This is a genomic window from Nocardioides alcanivorans (assembly GCF_021555175.1).
Lineage (GTDB): Bacteria > Actinomycetota > Actinomycetes > Propionibacteriales > Nocardioidaceae > Nocardioides > Nocardioides alcanivorans.
The window spans coordinates 23,416-42,295 of record NZ_JAKGRW010000045.1 but is presented as its reverse complement, the minus strand read 5'-3'; the positions used below and the strand labels follow the sequence as shown (position 1 = coordinate 42,295).

Sequence of the window (18,880 nt, the reverse complement as noted above, 5' to 3'; positions counted from 1 at the left end):
CTGAGTCGGTGGCTGCGAGTAGGGTCGTTGCCGTGAACGACAGACTGGTGTGGATCGACTGCGAGATGACTGGCCTCGACCTCGGCGCTGACGCGCTGATCGAGGTGGCGGCCCTGGTGACCGACTTCGAGCTCAACGTGCTGGGCGAGGGGATCGACCTGATCATCAAGCCGCCGGCCGAGGCGTTGGAGCAGATGGGCGACTTCGTCCGTGACATGCACACCACCTCGGGTCTCCTCCCCGAGCTCGCCGGGGGCATCACCTTGGCCGAGGCCGAGCAACAGGTCCTCGCCTACCTCCAGGAACACTGCCCCGCCGGATCCAGGCCCCCACTGGCCGGCAACACCGTCGCCACCGACCGCGCCTTCCTGGCCCGTGACATGCCCGAGCTGGAATCGTTCCTCCACTACCGCATCGTCGACGTCTCCTCCATCAAGGAGCTGTCGCGCCGCTGGTACCCGCGCGCCTACTTCCAGTCCCCCGAGAAGCGCGGCAACCACCGCGCCCTGGCCGACATCGGCGAGAGCATCGAGGAGCTGCGCTACTACCGTGAGGCTGTCTTCGTGCCCGCTCCCGGTCCCGACTCCGAGACCGCCAAGGCGATCGGTCAGAAGTACGCCGGCTCCGTGACTGGCCTGGCCGACCCCGATTCGCCTTCCACCCCTGACTATGGCTACAATCTCTCCGTCCGGTTGGCGCAAGCAACCGGCATGGTGGGTATAGCTCAGCTGGTAGAGCGTCGCCTTGTGGTGGCGAATGTCGCGGGTTCGAGTCCCGTTACTCACCCCAGGTGAACAGCGGGCCGGGAGATTCTCCCGGCCCGCTGTCGTCGTTCTCCCGAAGCTCGTCGCCGCTCGATCACCGCTCCCGCTGCCAGAGCATCTCCAGCCCGAGCACGACGGCACAGATGACACCCACCGACCCGGGGCCCGCCACCAACGCAACATGGATCGGGCTGCCCTCGTCGGGCAGGAAGAGATCGATCCAGCCGAGCGTCAGCGCGACAGCGGTCGAGACCCCGCCGATCCGCGACGTCCACTCGAAGAGTTGCGCATGCCACGGGTCGTCGTCGCTCGGCTCGCGGCTGCGGATGTCGATGCTGAAGAAGATCAGCAGGACCGCCAGGAACGAGATGAGGCTGACCATCTCAGATGAAGGCATGTGACGCATGCCCACGCACCGTAGCCCCACCCCCGCCGGGCCTCGGCGTTGGTCCGCGTAACGACCCACGCCCCCGGCTCGTTGCAAGCTGACGTGGTTGCCAACATGAAGACACGAGTTCGCCGTATCGGGACGACGCTCACGGCCGTCGCGCTCGGCCTCGGGATGCTGACCGCGCCGACCAGCGCGACCAGCGCGGCAGGAGGGACGTCGTACGTCGCTGCGGTCGCTCCCACCCCGGCTGCAGCCAAGGCGGCGAGCGGACCGGGCACTCTCGACGATCCCTTCTACAGGTGGCGGAAGTCACTCACGAAGGTGAAGCCGGGCACCGTGCTGAGGACCCGAACCGTCCCCTACAGCATCCAGGGGCTCAAACTGCCGCTGCGAGCGGTGCAGATCCTCTACGTCACTCGTGACTTCAAGCGCCGGAAGGTCGTCAACGCCACCACGGTCGTCCGCCCGGTGGTGCCCCTCGGCACGTCGAAGGTGATCTCCTACCAGTCGTTCTACGACTCGCTGAATCCCGCCGACCAACCCTCCACCTCCATCGCCGGAGGCAAGGGGCTGGGTCCGGCGATCGTCAACGTCGAGACGCTGTTGATCGCGCCCGCCCTGCTCGCGGGCTACACGGTCAACATCCCCGACACCCAGGGGCAGACCGCCAACTTCGCGGCCGGGCCCGAGTACGGCTACACCACCCTCGACTCGCTGCGTGCGCTGCACCGGACACCGCTGACGGGCGTGGGCAAGAGGACCCCCATCGGCCTGTTCGGCTACTCAGGAGGTGCCATCGGGTCCGGCTGGGCAGCAGAGCTCGCCGCGACCTACGCTCCCGCCATCGCCCGACGCATCGTCGGCACCGCCATGGGTGGGGTGCTGGTGCACCCGGGCCGGAACCTCCGTTACGTCGAGGGTTCCAGTACCTGGGCAGGCGTGATGCCGATGGCGATCATCGGGGTCAGCCGGGCCGAGGGCATCGACCTGACGCCCTACCTCAACAAGCGTGGTCGACAGATCTTCAAGGAGATGCGCAAGGCCCCGATCAGCAAGGTCCTCGGAAAATACAAGGGCTTGATGTGGAAGGACATGGTGAAGCCCCGCTACGACCGGCCCGAGAAGGTCAGGCCGTTCGTCAAGATCGCCAACAAGCTGATCCTCTCCACCCACGGCACGCCGAGTGGCCCGATGTTCATCGGCCAGGGCACGTGGGGCGAGGGTGAGGGCACCAAGGGAGACAAGCCAGGCATCGGCAAGGGCGACGGTGTGATGATCGCCGGCGACGTGCGCACGATGGCTCGCCGCTACTGCAAGGCCGGCGTCGACGTGCAGTACCGCGAATACAAGCTCACTCACTTCACGTCGATCGCGGTCTGGCTGCCCGAGGCCTACACCTGGCTGCTCTCCCGCTTCGGTGATCGGGCGGCCCCCGACAACTGTGGCTCGATCGCCAAGGGCAACCCACTCAAGAAGCTGAAGTTCGTCAAGAGCCGCTGACCGGCAGTGCCTTCTGTCTGGGTCCGTGTCCGTGACGTCGGTCGGAGCTGACCGCTAACGTCTCGACCATGAGCTCCCATGACGTGGTGATCGTCGGCGGTGGCCACAACGGCCTCACCTCCGCCGCTCTTCTTGCCCGAGCCGGACTCGACGTGGTGCTGCTCGAGCGGCTCCCCCACACCGGTGGTGCGGCCGTCTCGGCCCAGGCCTTCCCCGGCCTGCCGCCACGGCTGTCGCGCTACTCCTACCTCGTGTCGCTCATGCCCGAAGCGCTCATGGCCGATCTCGACCTCAACCTCCGCCTCGCCTCCCGCTCCGTCGCGTCCTACACCCCGTGGACGCGCGCCGGCCGCCACGGCGGCCTACTGGTCGAGCGCCCCGAGGGACCGGCCACGGCCGCCTCCTTCCGGGCGCTCACCGGGAGCGATGCGGAGTACGGCGCGTGGCAACGCTTCTATGCCGACGTTGCCACGGTCGCTGACGCGGTGGCCCCGACGCTGCTCGACCCCCTGCCCCGCGTCCGGAGCCTCTCCGACCAGGTCGACCCCGGCGTCTGGGCGAGCCTCATCGAGCGTCCGCTCGGCGAGGTCATCCGTCAAAGCTTCACCGACGACACCGTCCGGGGCGTGGTCGCCACCGACGCGCTGATCGGCACCTTCGCCGATCTCGACTCCCCTCCTTGGTGCAGAACCGCTGCTTCCTCTACCACCTCATCGGCAACGGCACCGGCGAGTGGCGGGTGCCCGTCGGCGGAATGGGTGCCGTCACCGACGCCCTTGCCCGGGCAGCCAGTACCGCAGGTGCCGACATCCGGACGAGTGCCGACGTACGCCGCGTCGTCGTCGCGGACGATGGCGCAGAGGTGGAGTGGGCCCAAGGCGGCACCCGACACCGCGCTCGGGCCCGGGTGGTGCTCAGCGGCGTCGCGCCGTGGGTGCTGCAGCGGTTGTTGGGCAGTGATGCCCACGCGGCAAAGCCTATCGGTGCCCAGCTCAAGATCAACTTCCTGCTCGACCGTCTTCCACGCCTGAAGTCCGGTGCCGACCCCGAGATCGCTCTCGCCGGCACGCTGCACGTGGCCGAGGAGTTCAGCCTCCTGCAGCGGGCCCACACCCGGGCGGCAGCCGGTCAGGTCCCCGATCCGATGCCCGGCGAGATCTACTGCCACTCCCTGACCGACCGGTCGATCATGGGTGGCCACCCGGGTCACACGCTCACCTACTTCGGGTTGCACACTCCGGCACCGCTGTTCGACCGGCCCGGCGCCAAGGACGAGGCCGTACGCCGCGCCGTGGCCGCGATCGACGCCCATCTGGCCGAACCCCTTGAGTCGTGCATGGCGCGCGACGTCCACGGCGATCCCTGCATCGAGGCGAAGGTGCCGCAAGACATCGAAGCCGACCTGGCCATGCCTGGCGGCCACATCTTCCACGGTGACCTGGCGTGGCCGTGGGCGACCGCGGGCGAACCCCTCGAGACGCCAGCACAGCGCTGGGGCGTCGAGACCGACGTGCCCCACCTGCTCGTCTGTGGTTCAGGTGCCCGTCGAGGCGGCGCTGTGTCAGGACTTGGCGGCCACGACGCCGCTCGGGCCGTGCTCGAGCTGCTCGGCTGAACCACGACGCGGGATCAGGGAGCTGAGTGCCAGGGCGAGCACCGAGGCGCCCAGACACACCACGAAGCTGCGGGTGATGGCCGAACCCGACGCCATCTGGTCACCGGCGACCACGACCGTGGATGCCGACAGTACGGCGGAGAGCACTGCGGCCGAGCTCGTGGTTCCGAGCGAACGCATCAACGAGTTGAGGCCGTTTGCCGCCGCGGTCTCCGTGACCGGCACGGCCCCCATGATGAGTGCAGGCATCGCGGCGAAGGCCATGCCGATGCCGGCACTGACGAGGACCGCGATCATCACCACCGTGGCCAGGTGGGTGTGGGTCACGACGGCGAGCGCATAGCCGAGGCCGATGATCACGGTGCCGGCCAGCAAGGAGGTCCGTGGACCGCGGGCCGCGGACACCTTCGCGCCGATCCGGGAGAAGATGAACATCATGACGCCACCCGGCGCCGTCACGAGACCGGTCTCCACCATGCTCAGCCCGAGCCCGTAGCCGCTCTCCTCCGGTGCCATCAGGATCTGGGTGCAGATCAACGACGTGCCGTACATCGTGAATCCGACCGCGATTGAGGCGATGTTGGTGAAGAGCACCTGCGGCCGTGCCGAGACCCGGAGGTCGACCAGGGGCTCGCGTTGACGCAGCTGGTGCCAGCCCCAGATCGGGAAGATGACCACCGCAGCCGCGAACAGTCCGATGATGAGGGGACTCGTCCAGCCCTCCTGGTTGCCGCGCGTGGTGCCGAGCATCAGGCAGACCAGACCGGCGGCCAGACCGATCGAGCCGACCACGTCGAAGCGTCCCGGCGACTTCACGGGCGACTCTGGCACCAGCCAGATCACCGCGACGAGGCAGAGGAGGCTCATTGCCCCGGCGATCCAGAAGAGTGCGTGCCAGTTGGTGGCGTCGGCGATGACCGCAGCGATCGGGAGCCCGATCGCACCACCCAGGCCCATGCTCGAGCTCATCAGGGCGATTGCGGGACCCACCCGCTCCTTGGGGAGCTCGTCGCGCAGGATGCTGATGCCGAGCGCGACGGCCCCGGAGGCAGCTCCTTGCAGACCGCGGCCGATCACCATCGTGAGGATCGAGTCGGCCAGCGCGCTGACCACCGCCCCCGCGGTCAAGCAGAGCAGAGTGCAGATCAGGATCCGCTTCTTGCCGAACATGTCGCCCAGCCGCCCAGCGATCGGGGTGAGCACCGCAGCGGCCAGGAGAGTCACGGTGACGGCCCAGTAGGCATGGGCAGGATCGGTCTCGAGGAGCACCGGAAGCTGGGGCACCAGGGGCACGATCACCGTGTGCATCATCGAAACGACGATGCCGGCGCTGCACAGCACCACCAACAGACCCCGGGGTGGGGTGACCGAATCAGCCATCCGGCCTCCTCCTATCCACGCCATGTGCACATTACACAGAGATGATGGTCACATCACCTCTGCTTCGACTGAACGGGAACAACAAGAAAGCCCCCAGCGTGATGCTGGGGGCTTCCATCGGTACGCCATCAGGGACTCGAACCCCGAACCCGCTGATTAAGAGTCAGCTGCTCTGCCAATTGAGCTAATGGCGCTTGCGACGTGGAAAACATTAGCACCGGAGACATGACCGCGCGAAATCGGGCCACTGCCCTGCGGTCACAGATAGAGGCCCGCCGATGCCTCACCCAGACGGTCGGCAGCGACCGCATGCACGTCACGTTCACGCATCACGACGTAGACGTCGCCGTTCACCTCGACCTCGGACTTGTCCTCGGGGTCGAAGAGGACCCGGTCACCGGCCTCGACAGCCCGCACGTGCGGGCCGATCGCCACCACCCGTGACCATGCGAGGCGGCGTCCGCCCATGGCCGCGGTCGCCGGAATGACGATGCCGCCTGACGAGCGGCGTTCGCCGGACTCACGGTCGATCTCGACCATGATCCGGTCATGGAGCATCTTGATGGGCGTCTTGTCGCTCACAGGAGGGATCAGCTGACGATCTTGCGGATGATGCGCAGCACCACGATGGTGCCGACGACGCCACCGACGACCTTGAGGATGTTGTCGGTGCGCGGCTGACCAGTCTCCGTGTCGACGAAGTGGGCCTTCACGCTGGCCACCTGCCGGTTGGCGATCGTCTTGGGGCTGGTCCGGTGGACCAGCTGGTCGATGGTCGCGGCGAGCCGCTCGCGGGTCGCCTCCATCTCCGCTTCCAGGGCGTTCATCTCGTTGCTCACCCGCGAAGGCTACCAAGCAGGCAACCATCATGGGCGCCGCGATACGGTCGCCACGAGTCTCCGACGACGAAGGACCCGATGTGACCGAGCAGACACGCCTCTCCGCTGGCGACCTCGCCCCCGACTTCACCCTCCCCAGCGACGACGGCAACGAGGTGACGTTGTCCGACCTGCGGGGCCGCAAGGTGATCGTCTACTTCTACCCGGCAGCGATGACGCCGGGCTGCACCAAGCAGGCGTGCGACTTCACTGAGTCGCTCGACTCCCTGAAGGCAGCCGGATATGAGGTGCTCGGCATCTCGCCCGACAAGCCCGAGAAGCTCGCGAAGTTCCGCGAGCGCGACTCGTTGACGATCACGCTGCTCTCCGACACCGACAAGGCCGTGATGACGGCTTGGGGCGCCTTCGGGGAGAAGAAGCTCTACGGCAAGCTCGTCCAAGGTGTGATCCGCAGCACGATCGTGCTCGACGAGGCCGGCACGGTCGTGGTGGCGCAGTACAACGTGCGCGCGACCGGCCACGTCGCCAAGTTGCGCCGGGATCTCGGCCTGGACTGATCGGCGTGCACCGTTGAACGGCGGGGTTCAGCGGTCGAGAATGGCAACTCCCGTCACGCCGAAGTGGTGGAACTGGCAGACACGCAGGTTTTAGGTACCTGTGCCTTTGGGCATGAGGGTTCGAGTCCCTCCTTCGGCACAACCATCCACACCCACGAGGAGTCTTCGTGAACAACCAGCCGCCCAACCAGCCGTGGGGCCAGCAGCCCGGCGACCAGCCGTGGGGTCAGCAGCCCGGCGGTCAGCAGCCCGGCGAACAGCCGTGGGGCCAGCAGCCCGGTGACCAGCCCACCCAGCAGGCGCCGCAGCAGTGGGGTCAGCAGCAGCCCACCCAGCAGTTCGCCGCACAGCAGCCGCAACCGGGCCAGTGGGGCGGCCAGCAGCCGCCCGGACAGTTCGGGCAGTCCGGTCCTGCCGGTGGCGGCGAACCGCCGAAGAAGAAGACCGGTCTGATCATCGGCATCGTCGTGGCCGTCCTGGTGCTGATCGGTGGTGGCATCGCCGCCGCCATCGTGTTCACCGGTGACGACGATGACGACAAGAAGGCCGACGAGAACACCAGCGAGACCACGGACCCCACCGAGGACCCGACGGACGACCCGACCACGGAGGACCCGACGGACGACCCGACCACCGACGACCCGACGTCCGACGGGCCGGACACCAACGGCGACTCCGTCTCCGGTCAGGGATACACCTACGCGCTGCCCGAGGGATGGATCGACGCGAGCGACGACCCGAGCGCCGCGGGCACGCCGACCATCGACACCGTCATTGCCTGGGGCAGCCAACTCCAGGGCAGCCGCGCCAACATGATCGTCGAGACCCAGGCTGCCGGCGGTGCCAGCAGCCCGGAGGACCTCAAGGACACCTGGGTGCAGACGATGACGCAGGCCACCGGCGGGGCCACTCCGCAGGACACCGCGTCGATCACGGTCGACGGCCAGGAGAGCATCGGGGTCCGCTTCGAGCGTGACAACGGTCAGGGCGTCGACATCGTGCAGATCGCCCACCTGCTGGTCAGCGGTGACACGGCCTACGCCATCACCTTGAGCTTCCAGCCCAACGACGAGTCCGACGTCGCCGATCAGTTCGACGAGATCATCTCCAGCTGGGACTTCCAGTGAGTTGACGCCGTACGCCGGCCCCCTGGTCGGCCGGCCACGGCAGGCACGAGGCCCATCACCTGTGCAGGTGATGGGCCTCGTTGCGTTGCAGGTGTCGACCGGTGCCGACGAGCAGGCTCAGGAGTCGAGCGCCGCCGCCACCACGGGAGCGATCTCGGCCATGGCCTTGCCTCGGTGCGAGATCGCGTCCTTCTCCTCGCGGGTGAGCTCGGCGCTGGTCAGCTCGTGGCCGGCGGCACAGAAGAGCACGTCGTAGCCGAAGCCCCCGCTCCCCGGGTCGTCCGGATGATCCGGCCGTTCATGCGGCCGTGCACGACGTGCTCGGTGCCGTCGGGCAGACACAGCGCAACCGCACAGGTGAAGTAGGCACCACGACGTTCGTCAGGCACGTCCTCGAGCTGGGCCAGCAACAACGCATTGTTCCGCTCGTCTGACTTCGGCGGCCCCGACCATCGCGCGGAGAGCACGCCCGGCATCCCGTTGAGCGCGTCCACGCACAGGCCGGAGTCGTCGGCAAGCGAGGGCAGGCCCGTGACGGCAGCACCCGCGCGTGCCTTGAGCAGCGCGTTGCCAGCGAAGTCGGGCTGGTCCTCGACGGGCTCGTCGTAGGCCTCGACGTCATCGATCCCCAGCACCCGGACACCGGGGACCAGCGGCGCGAGGATCCGCTCCATCTCCTCCAGCTTCTTGCGGTTGCGTGAAGCCAGGAAGATGACGGCCTCAGCCATCGGCGAGTGCCTGCAACTGCCGCAGGGTGAGGTCGGCGCAACCCTTGGTCGCCAGGTCGAGCAGCGCATCGAGTTCGGCGCGGTCGAAGGCAGCGCCCTCAGCGGTGCCCTGCACCTCGACGAAGGAGCCGGCGCCGGTCATCACGACGTTCATGTCGGTCTCCGCGCGCACGTCCTCCTCGTAGGGCAGGTCGAGTCGCGGGGTGCCGTCGATGATGCCGACCGAGACCGCCGCAACGGAGCCGGTGAGCGCCTTCTCGACGCCCAGGTGGCGGCAGGCGTCTGCCAGGGCGACGTACGCCCCGGTGATGGCCGCCGTACGCGTGCCACCGTCGGCCTGCAGCACGTCGCAGTCGATCTGGATGGTGTTCTCCCCCAGCGCCTTGTAGTCGATGACCGCCCGCAGCGAGCGGCCGATCAGACGGGAGATCTCATGGGTGCGGCCACCGATGCGCCCCTTGACCGACTCACGGTCGGAGCGGGTGTTGGTCGATGCCGGCAGCATGGCGTATTCGGCGGTCACCCAGCCGAGCCCCGAGCCCTTGCGCCACCGCGGCACCCCTTCGGACGCCGAGGCGGCACACAGCACCCGGGTGCGTCCGAACTCGACGAGGACGGAGCCGGCCGGATGGTCCAACCAGTTGCGGGTCAGTTTGATGTCTCGGAGGGCGTCGTCGGTGCGGCCGTCAGCTCGGTTGCTCATGGCCACGACCCTACGACGCCCTCACTCGACTACTTGATCTCGGCCTTGTTGACCCGGATGAAGCCGATGACGAGCGGCACGACGATCCAGATCAGCGTGCCCGTGCCGATCTGGGCCCATTCCTTGCCACTGATGCCGTCAGGCTCGAAGAGCATCGATGAGGAGGTGGTCAGGTCGAACCACAGTAGTGCGTCCTGGGCCGCGGTCCAGATCGCCGTGACGATGCTGATCAGGGTCGGCACCGCGAAGTAGGCCACGATGGCAAACGCGCTGTTGAGCAGGGCGATGCCGAAGGCCCAGCCCCAGATGGCTCCGAGCAGCAGGGCCAGCAGGATCCGGATCAGGAAGGGCCCGCTGACGTCTTCCCACGGGTCGGAGGCGCCAGCGATCGGGGTGAGCACCAGGGCGATGGCAATCGCAATGAGGTAGGCGGCCACCACGAAGACCACGGCGGCGGCGAACTTCGCGAGCATCACCCGGCCGCGGTGCGGCACCAGCGCGAAGGTCACCAACCCGGTGCGCTGGCCCCACTCCTGGGTGACCAGCAACACCGCGAGAATCGGCAGCAGGATCCCCTGTGGCATCGCGGAGAACTGTAGGAACGCCAGGAACGGGAGGTCGTCCTTGGAGAAGATCAGGAACAGTGCGTTGACCACCACGGTGATCGCTGCGATCGCGATCAGCAGCCACATGCCGGCCCGGGTGTCGGTCATCTTGCGGATCTCGACGCCGATCAGCTTCACCAACGACGGGCGGCTGCTGGCCGAGATGTCGATCATGCCCGGTTCAAGGGCGGTGTTGGCACTCATGCCCGGTCTCCTGCCGTGTTGTCGGTGTAGCCCTCGCGCTGGGTCTCAGCGGTGAGTTCGAGGAAGAGGTCTTCGAGACCGCCGTCGGCGGGCCGGAGCTCGATGAGGGTGATTCCCTGTGCGGACGCAACCTCTCCGATCCGAACGCTCTCGACGTCGGCCCGGAAGCCGTCGGCGACGGCGACCGGCTCGACGCCCTGCGCCCGCAGGGCCTCGAGGAGACGCTCCTGCTCGACGGCACGGAAGTAGGTGCCGGAGTCCTGGAGCAGTTCCTGGGGCGTGCCCTGGGCGACGATGGCACCGCGGCCGATCATCACCAGGTCATCAGCGATCTGCTGCACCTCGTGGAGCAGGTGACTGGAGAGGAGCACCGTGCCGCCACGGTCGGCGTACCCCTTCAGGAGACCGCGCATCCAGCGGATGCCCGCCGGGTCGAGCCCGTTCGCGGGCTCGTCGAGGATCAGCACCTGCGGGTCACCCATCAACGCATTGGCGATGCCGAGCCGCTGCCGCATGCCGAGTGAGTAGTTGCGCACCCGGCGCTTGGACTCGGACTCGGAGAGTGACACCAGGGCAAGCATCTCGTCGACGCGCTTCTTGGGCAGGCCCATCGTCGCCGCGCTCAGCGCCAGTACCTCACGACCGGTCCGGCCGGCGTGCTGGGCCGAGGCGTCGAGCAGTACGCCGACGTGGCAGCCCGGGTTGGGGATGTCCAGGTAGTCGTGTCCACCGACGGTGACGACACCTGCGTCGGGCCGCGTGAGGCCGACCATCATGCGCATCGTCGTGGACTTTCCGGCCCCGTTGGGTCCGAGGAAGCCAGTGACCCGACCCGGTTGGGCGGTGAAACTGATCCTGTCGACGGCGAGGAAGTCGCCGTACTTCTTGGAGAGGTTCTCAACCTTGATCATGCCCACCACCCTGCCGCAAACCTCCGTCACGCACACCGTCCTGCGGGCTCGACACACCCCCTACCAAAGTCGGTTCCTGACTCCTACCGACGCCCACTGCCGGGCGGCGGCACGGCTCACTACGCTGCCGGGGTGAAGACCTACCTGCGCTGGCAGGTCCCCGCACGCCCGTGGGAGACCGCCAGGATCAGTCGCCGGGCGAGCGTTGCCCGCTATGTCGGGTGCGTGCTGATCAGCGGGGCTCTCTGGATCACCGTCGCGGAGTTCCAGGAAGACCACCCGGGTGTCTTCGTCGTCGACATGCTGCTCGGCATCGTCGCCTTCGCCGTCGTGCACCTGCGGCGCCGCCACCCGGTGCCGGTGGCCGTCCTCACCGCCGTGATCGCCTGCTTCTCCGCCGCCGCGGCTGGCCCGGCAACCCTGGCCGCCGTGTCGGTCGCGACCAGGCGGAACGTCCCGCAGATCCTCGTGATCGGCCTGATCAGCCTCGGGTCGGCGCTCGGCTTCGCCAGCTACATGCAGGTCGAGACGACCAGCTACCTCCTCGACCTCAGCGTCAACATCGCCTTCGTCGCCGCGATGATGGCGTGGGGCATGTACATCGGTTCCCGCCGCGAGCTGCTCCACAACCTCCACGACCGCCTCGCCCGAGCCGAGGCCGAGCAGGAGCTGCGTGCCGCGAAGGCCAAGGGCGACGAACGTGCCCGCATCGCCCGCGAGATGCACGACGTGCTGGCGCACCGGATCAGCCAGGTCTCGATGCTCTCGGGAGCACTCTCCTTCCGTACCGACCTCACTGCTGAGCAGATGCGCGAGCACGCCGGCCTCATCCAGACCCAGTCCAACGCTGCCCTCGACGACCTGAGGGCGGTGCTCGGCGTGCTCCGCGACCGAGAGAGCGGAGAGCTCCTGGACCGTCCGCAGCCCACGTGGGGCGACCTGCCCGACCTGATCGCCGAGGCACGCCTGTCCGGCGACCAGATCTTCGTCGACGACCGGGTCGTGGACCCCGGATCCATGGCGGCGACGACGGGCCGAGCGGCGTACCGGACGGTGCAGGAGGCGATCACCAACGCCCGCAAGCATGCCCCGAGCGCCACCGTGCACCTGCTCGCCACCGGCGGCCCCGAGGAAGGGCTCCACCTCGTCGTGCGCAACCCGATCGGCTTCGTCCGCGGCGTTGCTCCGGGCGCCGGACTCGGGCTGGTCGGCCTCACCGAACGGGCTGTCCTCATCGGCGGCACCCTCGAGCACGGACGAAACGGAGACGACTTCGTCGTCCAGGTGTGGCTACCGTGGTCCCCGTGACTCCCGCCCTCGACGCAGCCACCGAACCGATCCGTCTGGTGATCGTCGACGACGACCCGCTGGTGCGCTCGGCCCTCACCCTGATGCTCGGAGGGCAGAGCGACATCGACGTCGTGGCCGAGGCAGGTGACGGCGCCGCGGGGATCGCGGCAGTCACCCAGCACACGCCCGACGTCGTCCTCATGGACATCCGGATGCCCGGCATGGACGGGCTCGAGGCGACGAGGGTCCTTCACGAGCGGCCCGATCCCCCACGGGTCATCGTGCTCACCACGTTCGAGGCCGACGACTACGTCGTCTCCGCTGTCGCCGCCGGTGCCGAGGGGTTCCTCGTCAAGGACACTCCGCCCGGCGACATCGTGCAGGCGGTCCGTTCCGTCGTCGCCGGCGATCCGATGCTCTCCCCGTCGGCCACCGCCTCACTGATCCGCCAGGTGCGCAACGACGCCCCGGACCGTACGTCGGCAGCCCTGGCCCGAGCCGACCGGCTCACCGACCGGGAGCGCGACGTGGCCCTGGCAGTCGGGCGCGGACTGAGCAACGCGGAGATCGCCCGGGAGCTCTTCTTGTCGTTGCCGACGGTGAAGGCCCATGTCTCCCGGATCTTCGACAAGCTCCAGGCGACCAACCGCGTGCAGATCGCGATCTGCATGCACGACGCCGGTCTCGTCTGACGCGAACCTTCACTCAGAACACGCGAACCTTCACTCGGAATGAACGAACCACCAGGTTCGTACACCAACTGCAGGTTGGCGTGTTCTGAGTGAGGGTTGGCGTGTTCTGAGTGAAGGTTCGGGTCAGATTTCGTAGACCGCGCCGACCTCGGCCAGATCGAGCTGGCCGTCCCAACGGGTGCGCGCCTCGTCATAGGCACGCTGCTTCTCGTGCCACGGCGGGATGTGGGTGAGCACGAGGCGGCCGACCCCGGCACGGGTGGCCAGGTCACCGACCTCGACGCCGGTGAGGTGCAGGTCCTCGGGGTTGTCGTCGCCATCGCAGAATGCAGCTTCCGCCAGCATCAGGTCGGCACCGGCCACGGCCCGTTCGAGACCCTCGCAAGGCCCACAGTCACCGGAGTAGGCGAGCACCCTCCCGGCTGGATCGGTCACCCGCAGCGAGTAGGCCGGCACCGGGTGCACGACGTCAAAGGCCTCCACCGTGAACGGGCCGAACCTGAAGGCATGCTCGGGATAGAGCCGGAACTCGAACTCCTCGTGCATGCCGGGCTCCGGGGCCAGGTCATAGGCGCCTGCCAACCGCGCGTCGGTGCCGGGAGGCCCCCACACGGGAATCAGGGGGCGTGGCCACTGGGATGATAGCGACGCAACACGTAGTAGCCGCAGAGATCGAGGCAGTGATCGGCATGCAGGTGGCTGAGGAAGACACCGTCGATCGCGAGCGGATCGACGAAGTTGTGCAGGCTGCCCAGCGCACCGCTGCCGAGGTCGAGCAGCACCCGCCAGGTGCGGCCTGCGAACTCCTCCTCCAACAGATAACAGCTGGCGGGCGAGTCCGGGCCGGGGTAGGAACCCGAGCAACCGACGACGGTGAGCTTCACACCAGACCCCCGACGTACTGGTGGGCTGCTGAGAGCTCGGGACCGAGGAAGCGGCGGCCGATGCGCTCGAACTCCTCCGGCGCGCCCGTGGTCAGGAACCGGTGCTCCGGCGTCCCCTCGCTTCGCATCATGCTCCCCCTGACCAGCGTGCGGTAGACGTCTTTCGCACACTCCTCGGCACTGCTCACCAGCGTCACTTGGTCTCCCATCACGTAGGAGATCACACCAGTCAAGAGAGGATAGTGAGTGCATCCGAGGATCAGCGTGTCGACGCCCGCCGACGTCAACGGGTCGAGGTAGTCGTGGGCAGCGGCGAGGAGCTCGTCACCGCCGGTGATGCCCTGCTCGACGAAGTCCACGAACGTCGGGCACGACTGGGTGTGGAGTTCGACGTGCGGCGCGGCAGCGAAGGCGTCGTCGTAGGCCATCGACTCGGCGGTGGCACGCGTGCAGATCACCCCGATGCGGCCGGTGCGGCTCGCCGCAACGGCACGCCGGGTCGCTGGCAGGATCACCTCGATGACAGGCACGTCGTAACGCTCGCGGGCGTCGCGCAGCATGGCAGCGCTGGCCGAGTTGCAGGCGATGACGAGTGCCTTCACGCCCTGGTCGACCAGGTGGTCGAGGCATTCAAGGGCATACTCACGCACCTGTCCGATCGGCTTGGGGCCGTAGGGCTGGCGGGCGGTGTCACCCAGGTAGAGCACGGACTCGTGCGGCAACTGGTCGATGACCGAGCGCACGACGGTCAGTCCGCCGAAGCCCGAGTCGAAGATGCCGATGGGTTCGTCCGTCACGGCTCAGGCCCAGAGCTGACCCTCGAGGCGAGCCTCGGCCTCGTCCATGGTGCCCTCGTAGGCGCCGGTGGAGAGATACTTCCAGCCGCCGTCGGCGACGACGAAGGCGATGTCGGCCCGCTCACCCGCCTTGGCGGCCTTCACGGCCTGGCCAATGGCTGCGTGCAGGATCGCTCCGGTCGAGATGCCGGCGAAGATGCCCTCGAGTTCGAGGAGGTCACGCACCCGGCGTACGGCGTCCCGCGGCCCCACCGAGAAGCGCGAGTCGATGAGCGAGGCGTCGTACAGCTCGGGAACGAATCCCTCATCGAGGTTGCGCAGGCCATAGACCAGCTCGCCGTAGCGCGGCTCGGCAGCGACGATGCGCACGTCGGGCTTGGCCTTGCGGAAGAAACGGGAGACACCCATGAGCGTGCCCGTGGTGCCCAGGCCCGCCACGAAGTGCGTGATCTCAGGAAGGTCGGCCAACAGCTCGGGGCCGGTGCCCTCCTCGTGCGCAAGGGCGTTCCCGGCATTGCCGTACTGGTAGAGCATCACCCAGTCGGGGTGCTCGGCTGCCATCTGCTTGGCCACCCGCACGGCCTCGTTGGAGCCGCCGGCTGCAGGCGAGGAGATGATCTCGGCTCCCCACATGCGCAGCAGCTGGCGCCGCTCCTCCGAGGTGTTCTCCGGCATCACGCAGACCAAGCGGTAGCCCTTGAGCTTGGCCGCCATGGCCAGCGAGATGCCGGTGTTGCCCGACGTCGGCTCCAAGATGGTGCAGCCGGGCCGGAGCAGTCCGTCCTTCTCGGCCTGCTCGACCATCCGCAGGGCCGGCCGGTCCTTGATGGAGCCGGTCGGGTTGCGGTCCTCCAACTTCGCCCAGATCCGGACATCCGGACTGGGAGAGAGCCGGGGCAGGCCAACGAGCGGCGTGCCCCCGACGGAGGCGAGGAGATTGTCGAAACGGGCCATGAGGGTGACGTGGCTCAGTTGGCGCCGCCGGCGACGGCCGGAAGCACCACGACCTGGTCACCGTCGGACAGCTTGGCCTCGAGGCCACCGATGAAGCGGACGTCCTCGTCGTTGATGTAGACGTTGACGAAGCGACGCAGGTCGCCGTTGTCGATGAGACGGTCCTTGATGCCGGCGTGGTTCGCCTCGAGGTCGTCGATCAGGGCGGCGAGGGTGGCGCCTTCGGCGGTCACCGCCTTCTCGCCGTCGGTGTAGGTGCGCAGGATGGTCGGGATCCGGACCTCGATGGCCATGGGAGTGCTCCTTGTCGTGGTTGAACGCGTGCCGCTTCACACGCTGGTGAGGAAAGCTCTGGTCAGGCGAGCTCGGGGACGACGGTGACCTCTTCCTCGGTCACTTCGCCGTCGACGATCCTGTAGGACCTGAACTCCACCGGTCCGTCGTTATTCCCGTGCTCGCGCGTGGAGACGAGCACGTAGTGGGCGCCGGGCTCGCTCGCCAGACCGATGTCGGTGCGGCTCGGGTAGGCCTCGGTCGCGGTGTGGGAGTGGTAGACGATCACCGGCTCCTCGTCGCGGTCCCACATCTCCTTGTAGAGAGCCAGGAGCTCGGTGGAGTCGAACTCGTAGAACGTGGGAGAGCCCGCGGCGTTGACCATCTCGACGACCCGCTCCGGCCGGTCGCTGCCCTCGGGACCGGCGACGATGCCACATGCCTCGTCGGGGTGATCACGCTTGGCGTGCGCGACGATGGCGTCGTAAGCGGCCTGGTCGATGGTCAACACGGGAGACAGCCTAGTTGAGCCGTCCCGAGCCCCGGACGGGCGCCGTCCCAACCGGTGGATGGTGAGACGAATCGGCCCGGAAAGTGGTCGTCGTTTAGGCTGCGCTCATGTCTGAACTCGATCCCACCCTGGACCGTGCGTACCGCACCGTTCTGGACCGGAACCCCGGCGAAGCCGAGTTCCACCAGGCGGTGCGTGAGGTCCTCGACTCCCTGAACCGCGTGGTTGCAGCCCGCCCGGAATACGCGGCCGGCAGCATCATTGAGCGCCTCTGCGAGCCTGAGCGCCAGCTCATGTTCCGGGTGCCGTGGACCGACGACAAGGGCAACGTCCACATCAACCGCGGCTTCCGCGTGGAGTTCAACTCCGCCCTCGGCCCCTACAAGGGCGGCCTGCGCTTCCACCCCACGGTGAACCTCGGCATCGTGAAGTTCCTCGGCTTCGAGCAGATCTTCAAGAACGCCCTCACCGGCCTGCCCATCGGCGGCGGCAAGGGTGGTTCCGACTTCGACCCCAAGGGCCGCAGCGACGCCGAGATCATGCGTTTCTGCCAGTCCTTCATGACCGAGCTCTACCGCCACATCGGTGAATACACCGACGTGCCGGCCGGCGACATCGGCGTCGGCGGCCGCGAGATCGGCTATCTCTTCGGCCAGTACAAGCGGATCACCAACCGCTACGAGTCCGGCGTCCTCACCGGCAAGGGCCTGGCGTACGGCGGCTCGCAGGTGCGCACCGAGGCCACCGGCTACGGCACGGTCTTCTTCACCCGCGAGATGCTCGCCACGAAGAACCGCAGCCTCTCCGGCCGCCGTGTCATCGTGTCCGGTTCCGGCAACGTCGCCATCTACGCCGCACAGAAGGCGACGCAGCTCGGCGCCCAGGTCGTGGCCTGCTCCGACTCCGGCGGCTACGTCGTCGACGAGGACGGTCTCGACCTCGATCTGCTCAAGCAGATCAAGGAGGTCGAGCGCGGTCGCCTCACCGACTACGCCGCCCAGCGGCCCAACGCGACCCACCACGCCGAGGGCTCCGTCTGGTCGGTGCCCTGTGAGATCGCCCTCCCCTGCGCCACCCAGAACGAGTTGCACGCCGAGGACGCGAAGTCGCTGGTCGCCAACGGCGTGCTGGCCGTCGCCGAGGGCGCCAACATGCCGTGCACGCCCGATGCCGTCGCGATCTTCGCCGACAACGACGTGCTCTTCGCGCCGGGCAAGGCCGCCAACGCCGGCGGCGTCGCCACCAGCGCACTGGAGATGCAGCAGAACGCGTCGCGCGACTCGTGGCACTTCAGCCACACCGAGGAGCGGCTCGACCAGATCATGATCGATCTGCACGACCGCTGCGCCACGGCAGCCGACACGTTCGGCGAGCCGGGCAACTACGTCGCCGGAGCCAACATCTCCAGCTTCGTCCAGGTCGCCGACGCCATGCTGGCCCTCGGCGTCATCTGACGCAGCACCCGTCCGGACGCGGCGTACCCCCGTCACGGCAACGCCCTCGGAGGCCTCGGCTTCCGAGGGCGTTGTGCATTTCCCTCAACCCCGGCCGCTTCTCGCCACTCAGTCGTCAAGTGCCTCGACGAGGGTCTCCTGGAGATAACCGACCCACTCGTAGATGTCGTGGGCCTGGCTGACCGGGTCGTCGTCAGGGAGAGCCGCCCAGCGGGCCTCGTCGCCGTCCTCGACCCCGAGGCGGGTCGCCAGGGCCAACCGGACGTCGGTGAAGGAACGCATCCACTTGATCGCCCGCGCCTGGTCGAGCTCCACGTCGAGGTGGAGGCCGTCCTCCGTCAGCTCCGGCGGTAGGCCCGCCTCCTCGAGATCATCGATGATCGCGATGGCCGCGTCCGCCTTGCTGCTGCGCAGGGTGCCCTCGGTGAAACGCCGGAACTCCCCGCCGCCTCCTCGTCGCCGTGGTAGGCGTCCGGGAACAGTCGAGCCAGCACCGGGTCCTCGGGTGCCGTGGTGGGACCCGTGAAGTCGAACATCGCCTCCAGCGGGTCGCTCGCGGTCGGCGCTGCCACTTCGTCGCGGAGCAGTTCGACGAGCTGGCTCGCCAGCGAACGCAGCAGGTCGGCCTCGAAACCGGTGAAGTTGGCGATGATCCGCCCGCTGCGCCGGTGCCGCTCGAATCCCGTCACTGCTCTCCTCTG

Annotated in this window: 20 protein-coding genes, 3 tRNA genes and 5 pseudogenes; 12 read left to right on the top strand and 16 right to left on the bottom strand. The window is 68.0% G+C overall.

Translation table 11 applies throughout. The annotated features are described in order from the left end of the window. Positions 1-65: 65 nt before the first annotated feature. A pseudogene (gene orn, locus L1066_RS19450) lies at positions 66-650 on the top strand (oligoribonuclease); the annotation flags it as partial. A gap of 63 nt (positions 651-713) precedes the next feature. Continuing rightward, positions 714-789 (top strand) — tRNA-His (locus L1066_RS19445). A gap of 69 nt (positions 790-858) precedes the next feature. Here the strand turns inward: L1066_RS19445 and L1066_RS19440 are convergent. Next, positions 859-1,161 (bottom strand): hypothetical protein, encoded by a 303-nt coding sequence (locus L1066_RS19440; RefSeq protein WP_235737843.1) that lies wholly within the window; start codon positions 1,159-1,161, stop codon positions 859-861. Positions 1,162-1,266: 105 nt separating this feature from the next. Between L1066_RS19440 and L1066_RS19435 the strand changes: the two genes are divergently transcribed. From L1066_RS19435 to L1066_RS28010, 4 genes and pseudogenes are all read left to right on the top strand, one after another. Next, positions 1,267-2,655: a lipase family protein gene (locus L1066_RS19435; RefSeq protein WP_235737842.1), complete on the top strand. Its 1,389-nt coding sequence runs from the start codon at positions 1,267-1,269 to the stop codon at positions 2,653-2,655. 68 nt (positions 2,656-2,723) lie between these two features. Further along, positions 2,724-2,813: pseudogene (locus tag L1066_RS28880) on the top strand (FAD-dependent monooxygenase); the annotation flags it as partial. 596 nt (positions 2,814-3,409) lie between these two features. Continuing rightward, positions 3,410-3,568: pseudogene (locus L1066_RS28875) on the top strand (FAD-dependent oxidoreductase); the annotation flags it as partial. Positions 3,569-3,604: 36 nt separating this feature from the next. Further along, the gene (locus L1066_RS28010) at positions 3,605-4,270 is read left to right on the top strand and encodes a phytoene desaturase family protein (RefSeq protein ID WP_312008288.1); all 666 of its coding nucleotides are present in this window, start codon (positions 3,605-3,607) and stop codon (positions 4,268-4,270) included. Here L1066_RS28010 and L1066_RS19425 read toward each other — a convergent pair. From L1066_RS19425 to L1066_RS19410, 4 genes are all read right to left on the bottom strand, one after another. After that, positions 4,217-5,650, bottom strand: coding sequence for an MFS transporter (locus tag L1066_RS19425; protein ID WP_235737841.1), 1,434 nt, complete (start codon positions 5,648-5,650; stop codon positions 4,217-4,219). The two genes, L1066_RS28010 and L1066_RS19425, sit on opposite strands and share 54 nt — an antisense overlap. A 121-nt stretch (positions 5,651-5,771) precedes the next feature. After that, positions 5,772-5,844 (bottom strand) — tRNA-Lys (locus L1066_RS19420). Positions 5,845-5,908: 64 nt separating this feature from the next. Then, positions 5,909-6,208 (bottom strand): GroES family chaperonin, encoded by a 300-nt coding sequence (locus tag L1066_RS19415; protein ID WP_235737860.1) that lies wholly within the window; start codon positions 6,206-6,208, stop codon positions 5,909-5,911. 32 nt (positions 6,209-6,240) lie between these two features. Continuing rightward, complete coding sequence (locus tag L1066_RS19410; RefSeq protein WP_235737840.1) at positions 6,241-6,489, bottom strand: DUF3618 domain-containing protein; 249 nt, start codon at positions 6,487-6,489, stop codon at positions 6,241-6,243. Between the two features lie 80 nt (positions 6,490-6,569). On the opposite strand from L1066_RS19410, the gene bcp reads away from it, so the two are divergent. The 3 genes from bcp (at position 6,570) to L1066_RS19395 (ending at position 8,173) form a co-directional block, all read left to right on the top strand. Further along, entirely contained in the window at positions 6,570-7,046 is a 477-nt protein-coding gene (bcp, locus tag L1066_RS19405) for a thioredoxin-dependent thiol peroxidase (protein ID WP_235737839.1), read from the top strand. A gap of 57 nt (positions 7,047-7,103) precedes the next feature. Further along, positions 7,104-7,185, top strand: a tRNA-Leu gene (locus tag L1066_RS19400). Between the two features lie 28 nt (positions 7,186-7,213). Further along, the gene (locus L1066_RS19395; RefSeq protein ID WP_235737838.1) at positions 7,214-8,173 is read left to right on the top strand and encodes a flagellar basal body-associated FliL family protein; all 960 of its coding nucleotides are present in this window, start codon (positions 7,214-7,216) and stop codon (positions 8,171-8,173) included. Positions 8,174-8,290: 117 nt separating this feature from the next. On the opposite strand, the pseudogene rdgB reads toward L1066_RS19395, so the two are convergent. From rdgB to L1066_RS19375, 4 genes and pseudogenes are all read right to left on the bottom strand, one after another. Beyond that, a pseudogene (gene rdgB, locus L1066_RS19390) lies at positions 8,291-8,901 on the bottom strand (RdgB/HAM1 family non-canonical purine NTP pyrophosphatase). Continuing rightward, positions 8,894-9,604 carry a ribonuclease PH gene (gene rph / locus L1066_RS19385; RefSeq protein ID WP_235737837.1) on the bottom strand — a complete coding sequence of 237 codons (711 nt, stop codon included), beginning with the start codon at positions 9,602-9,604 and terminating at the stop codon, positions 8,894-8,896. Before rph ends, rdgB begins: the two are co-directional and overlap by 8 nt. A 29-nt stretch (positions 9,605-9,633) precedes the next feature. After that, the gene (locus L1066_RS19380) at positions 9,634-10,413 is read right to left on the bottom strand and encodes a hypothetical protein (protein ID WP_235737836.1); all 780 of its coding nucleotides are present in this window, start codon (positions 10,411-10,413) and stop codon (positions 9,634-9,636) included. Then, entirely contained in the window at positions 10,410-11,324 is a 915-nt protein-coding gene (locus L1066_RS19375; protein WP_235737835.1) for an ABC transporter ATP-binding protein, read from the bottom strand. The genes L1066_RS19380 and L1066_RS19375 overlap by 4 nt, the downstream gene beginning before the upstream one ends. Positions 11,325-11,456: 132 nt before the next feature. Here L1066_RS19375 and L1066_RS28005 point away from each other — a divergent pair, with 132 nt between their 5' ends. After that, positions 11,457-12,632 carry a sensor histidine kinase gene (locus L1066_RS28005; protein ID WP_235737834.1) on the top strand — a complete coding sequence of 392 codons (1,176 nt, stop codon included), beginning with the start codon at positions 11,457-11,459 and terminating at the stop codon, positions 12,630-12,632. Next, positions 12,629-13,306 (top strand): response regulator, encoded by a 678-nt coding sequence (locus tag L1066_RS19365; RefSeq protein WP_312008283.1) that lies wholly within the window; start codon positions 12,629-12,631, stop codon positions 13,304-13,306. Before L1066_RS28005 ends, L1066_RS19365 begins: the two co-directional genes overlap by 4 nt. A gap of 123 nt (positions 13,307-13,429) precedes the next feature. On the opposite strand, the gene L1066_RS19360 is transcribed toward L1066_RS19365, so the two are convergent. From L1066_RS19360 to L1066_RS19335, 6 genes are all read right to left on the bottom strand, one after another. After that, the gene (locus tag L1066_RS19360; protein ID WP_235737833.1) at positions 13,430-13,918 is read right to left on the bottom strand and encodes an MBL fold metallo-hydrolase; all 489 of its coding nucleotides are present in this window, start codon (positions 13,916-13,918) and stop codon (positions 13,430-13,432) included. A 5-nt stretch (positions 13,919-13,923) separates the two neighbouring features. After that, positions 13,924-14,190, bottom strand: a complete 267-nt coding sequence (locus L1066_RS19355; RefSeq protein ID WP_235737832.1) for an MBL fold metallo-hydrolase — start codon at positions 14,188-14,190, stop codon at positions 13,924-13,926. Next, positions 14,187-14,987 (bottom strand): glutamate racemase, encoded by an 801-nt coding sequence (gene murI, locus L1066_RS19350; RefSeq protein ID WP_235737831.1) that lies wholly within the window; start codon positions 14,985-14,987, stop codon positions 14,187-14,189. Before murI ends, L1066_RS19355 begins: the two co-directional genes overlap by 4 nt. 3 nt (positions 14,988-14,990) lie before the next feature. Beyond that, a complete protein-coding gene (locus L1066_RS19345; RefSeq protein WP_235737830.1) occupies positions 14,991-15,941 on the bottom strand; it encodes a PLP-dependent cysteine synthase family protein in 951 nt (316 codons plus the stop codon). Positions 15,942-15,955: 14 nt separating this feature from the next. Further along, positions 15,956-16,234, bottom strand: coding sequence for a MoaD/ThiS family protein (locus L1066_RS19340; RefSeq protein WP_235737829.1), 279 nt, complete (start codon positions 16,232-16,234; stop codon positions 15,956-15,958). Between the two features lie 62 nt (positions 16,235-16,296). Then, positions 16,297-16,725 carry a M67 family metallopeptidase gene (locus L1066_RS19335; protein ID WP_235737828.1) on the bottom strand — a complete coding sequence of 143 codons (429 nt, stop codon included), beginning with the start codon at positions 16,723-16,725 and terminating at the stop codon, positions 16,297-16,299. Between the two features lie 107 nt (positions 16,726-16,832). Here L1066_RS19335 and gdhA point away from each other — a divergent pair, with 107 nt between their 5' ends. Beyond that, positions 16,833-18,179 carry an NADP-specific glutamate dehydrogenase gene (gdhA, locus tag L1066_RS19330; RefSeq protein WP_235737827.1) on the top strand — a complete coding sequence of 449 codons (1,347 nt, stop codon included), beginning with the start codon at positions 16,833-16,835 and terminating at the stop codon, positions 18,177-18,179. 108 nt (positions 18,180-18,287) lie between these two features. Here gdhA and L1066_RS19325 read toward each other — a convergent pair. Then, positions 18,288-18,868 (bottom strand): annotated as a pseudogene (locus L1066_RS19325) (DUF2017 domain-containing protein). Between the last annotated feature and the right edge of the window lie 12 nt (positions 18,869-18,880).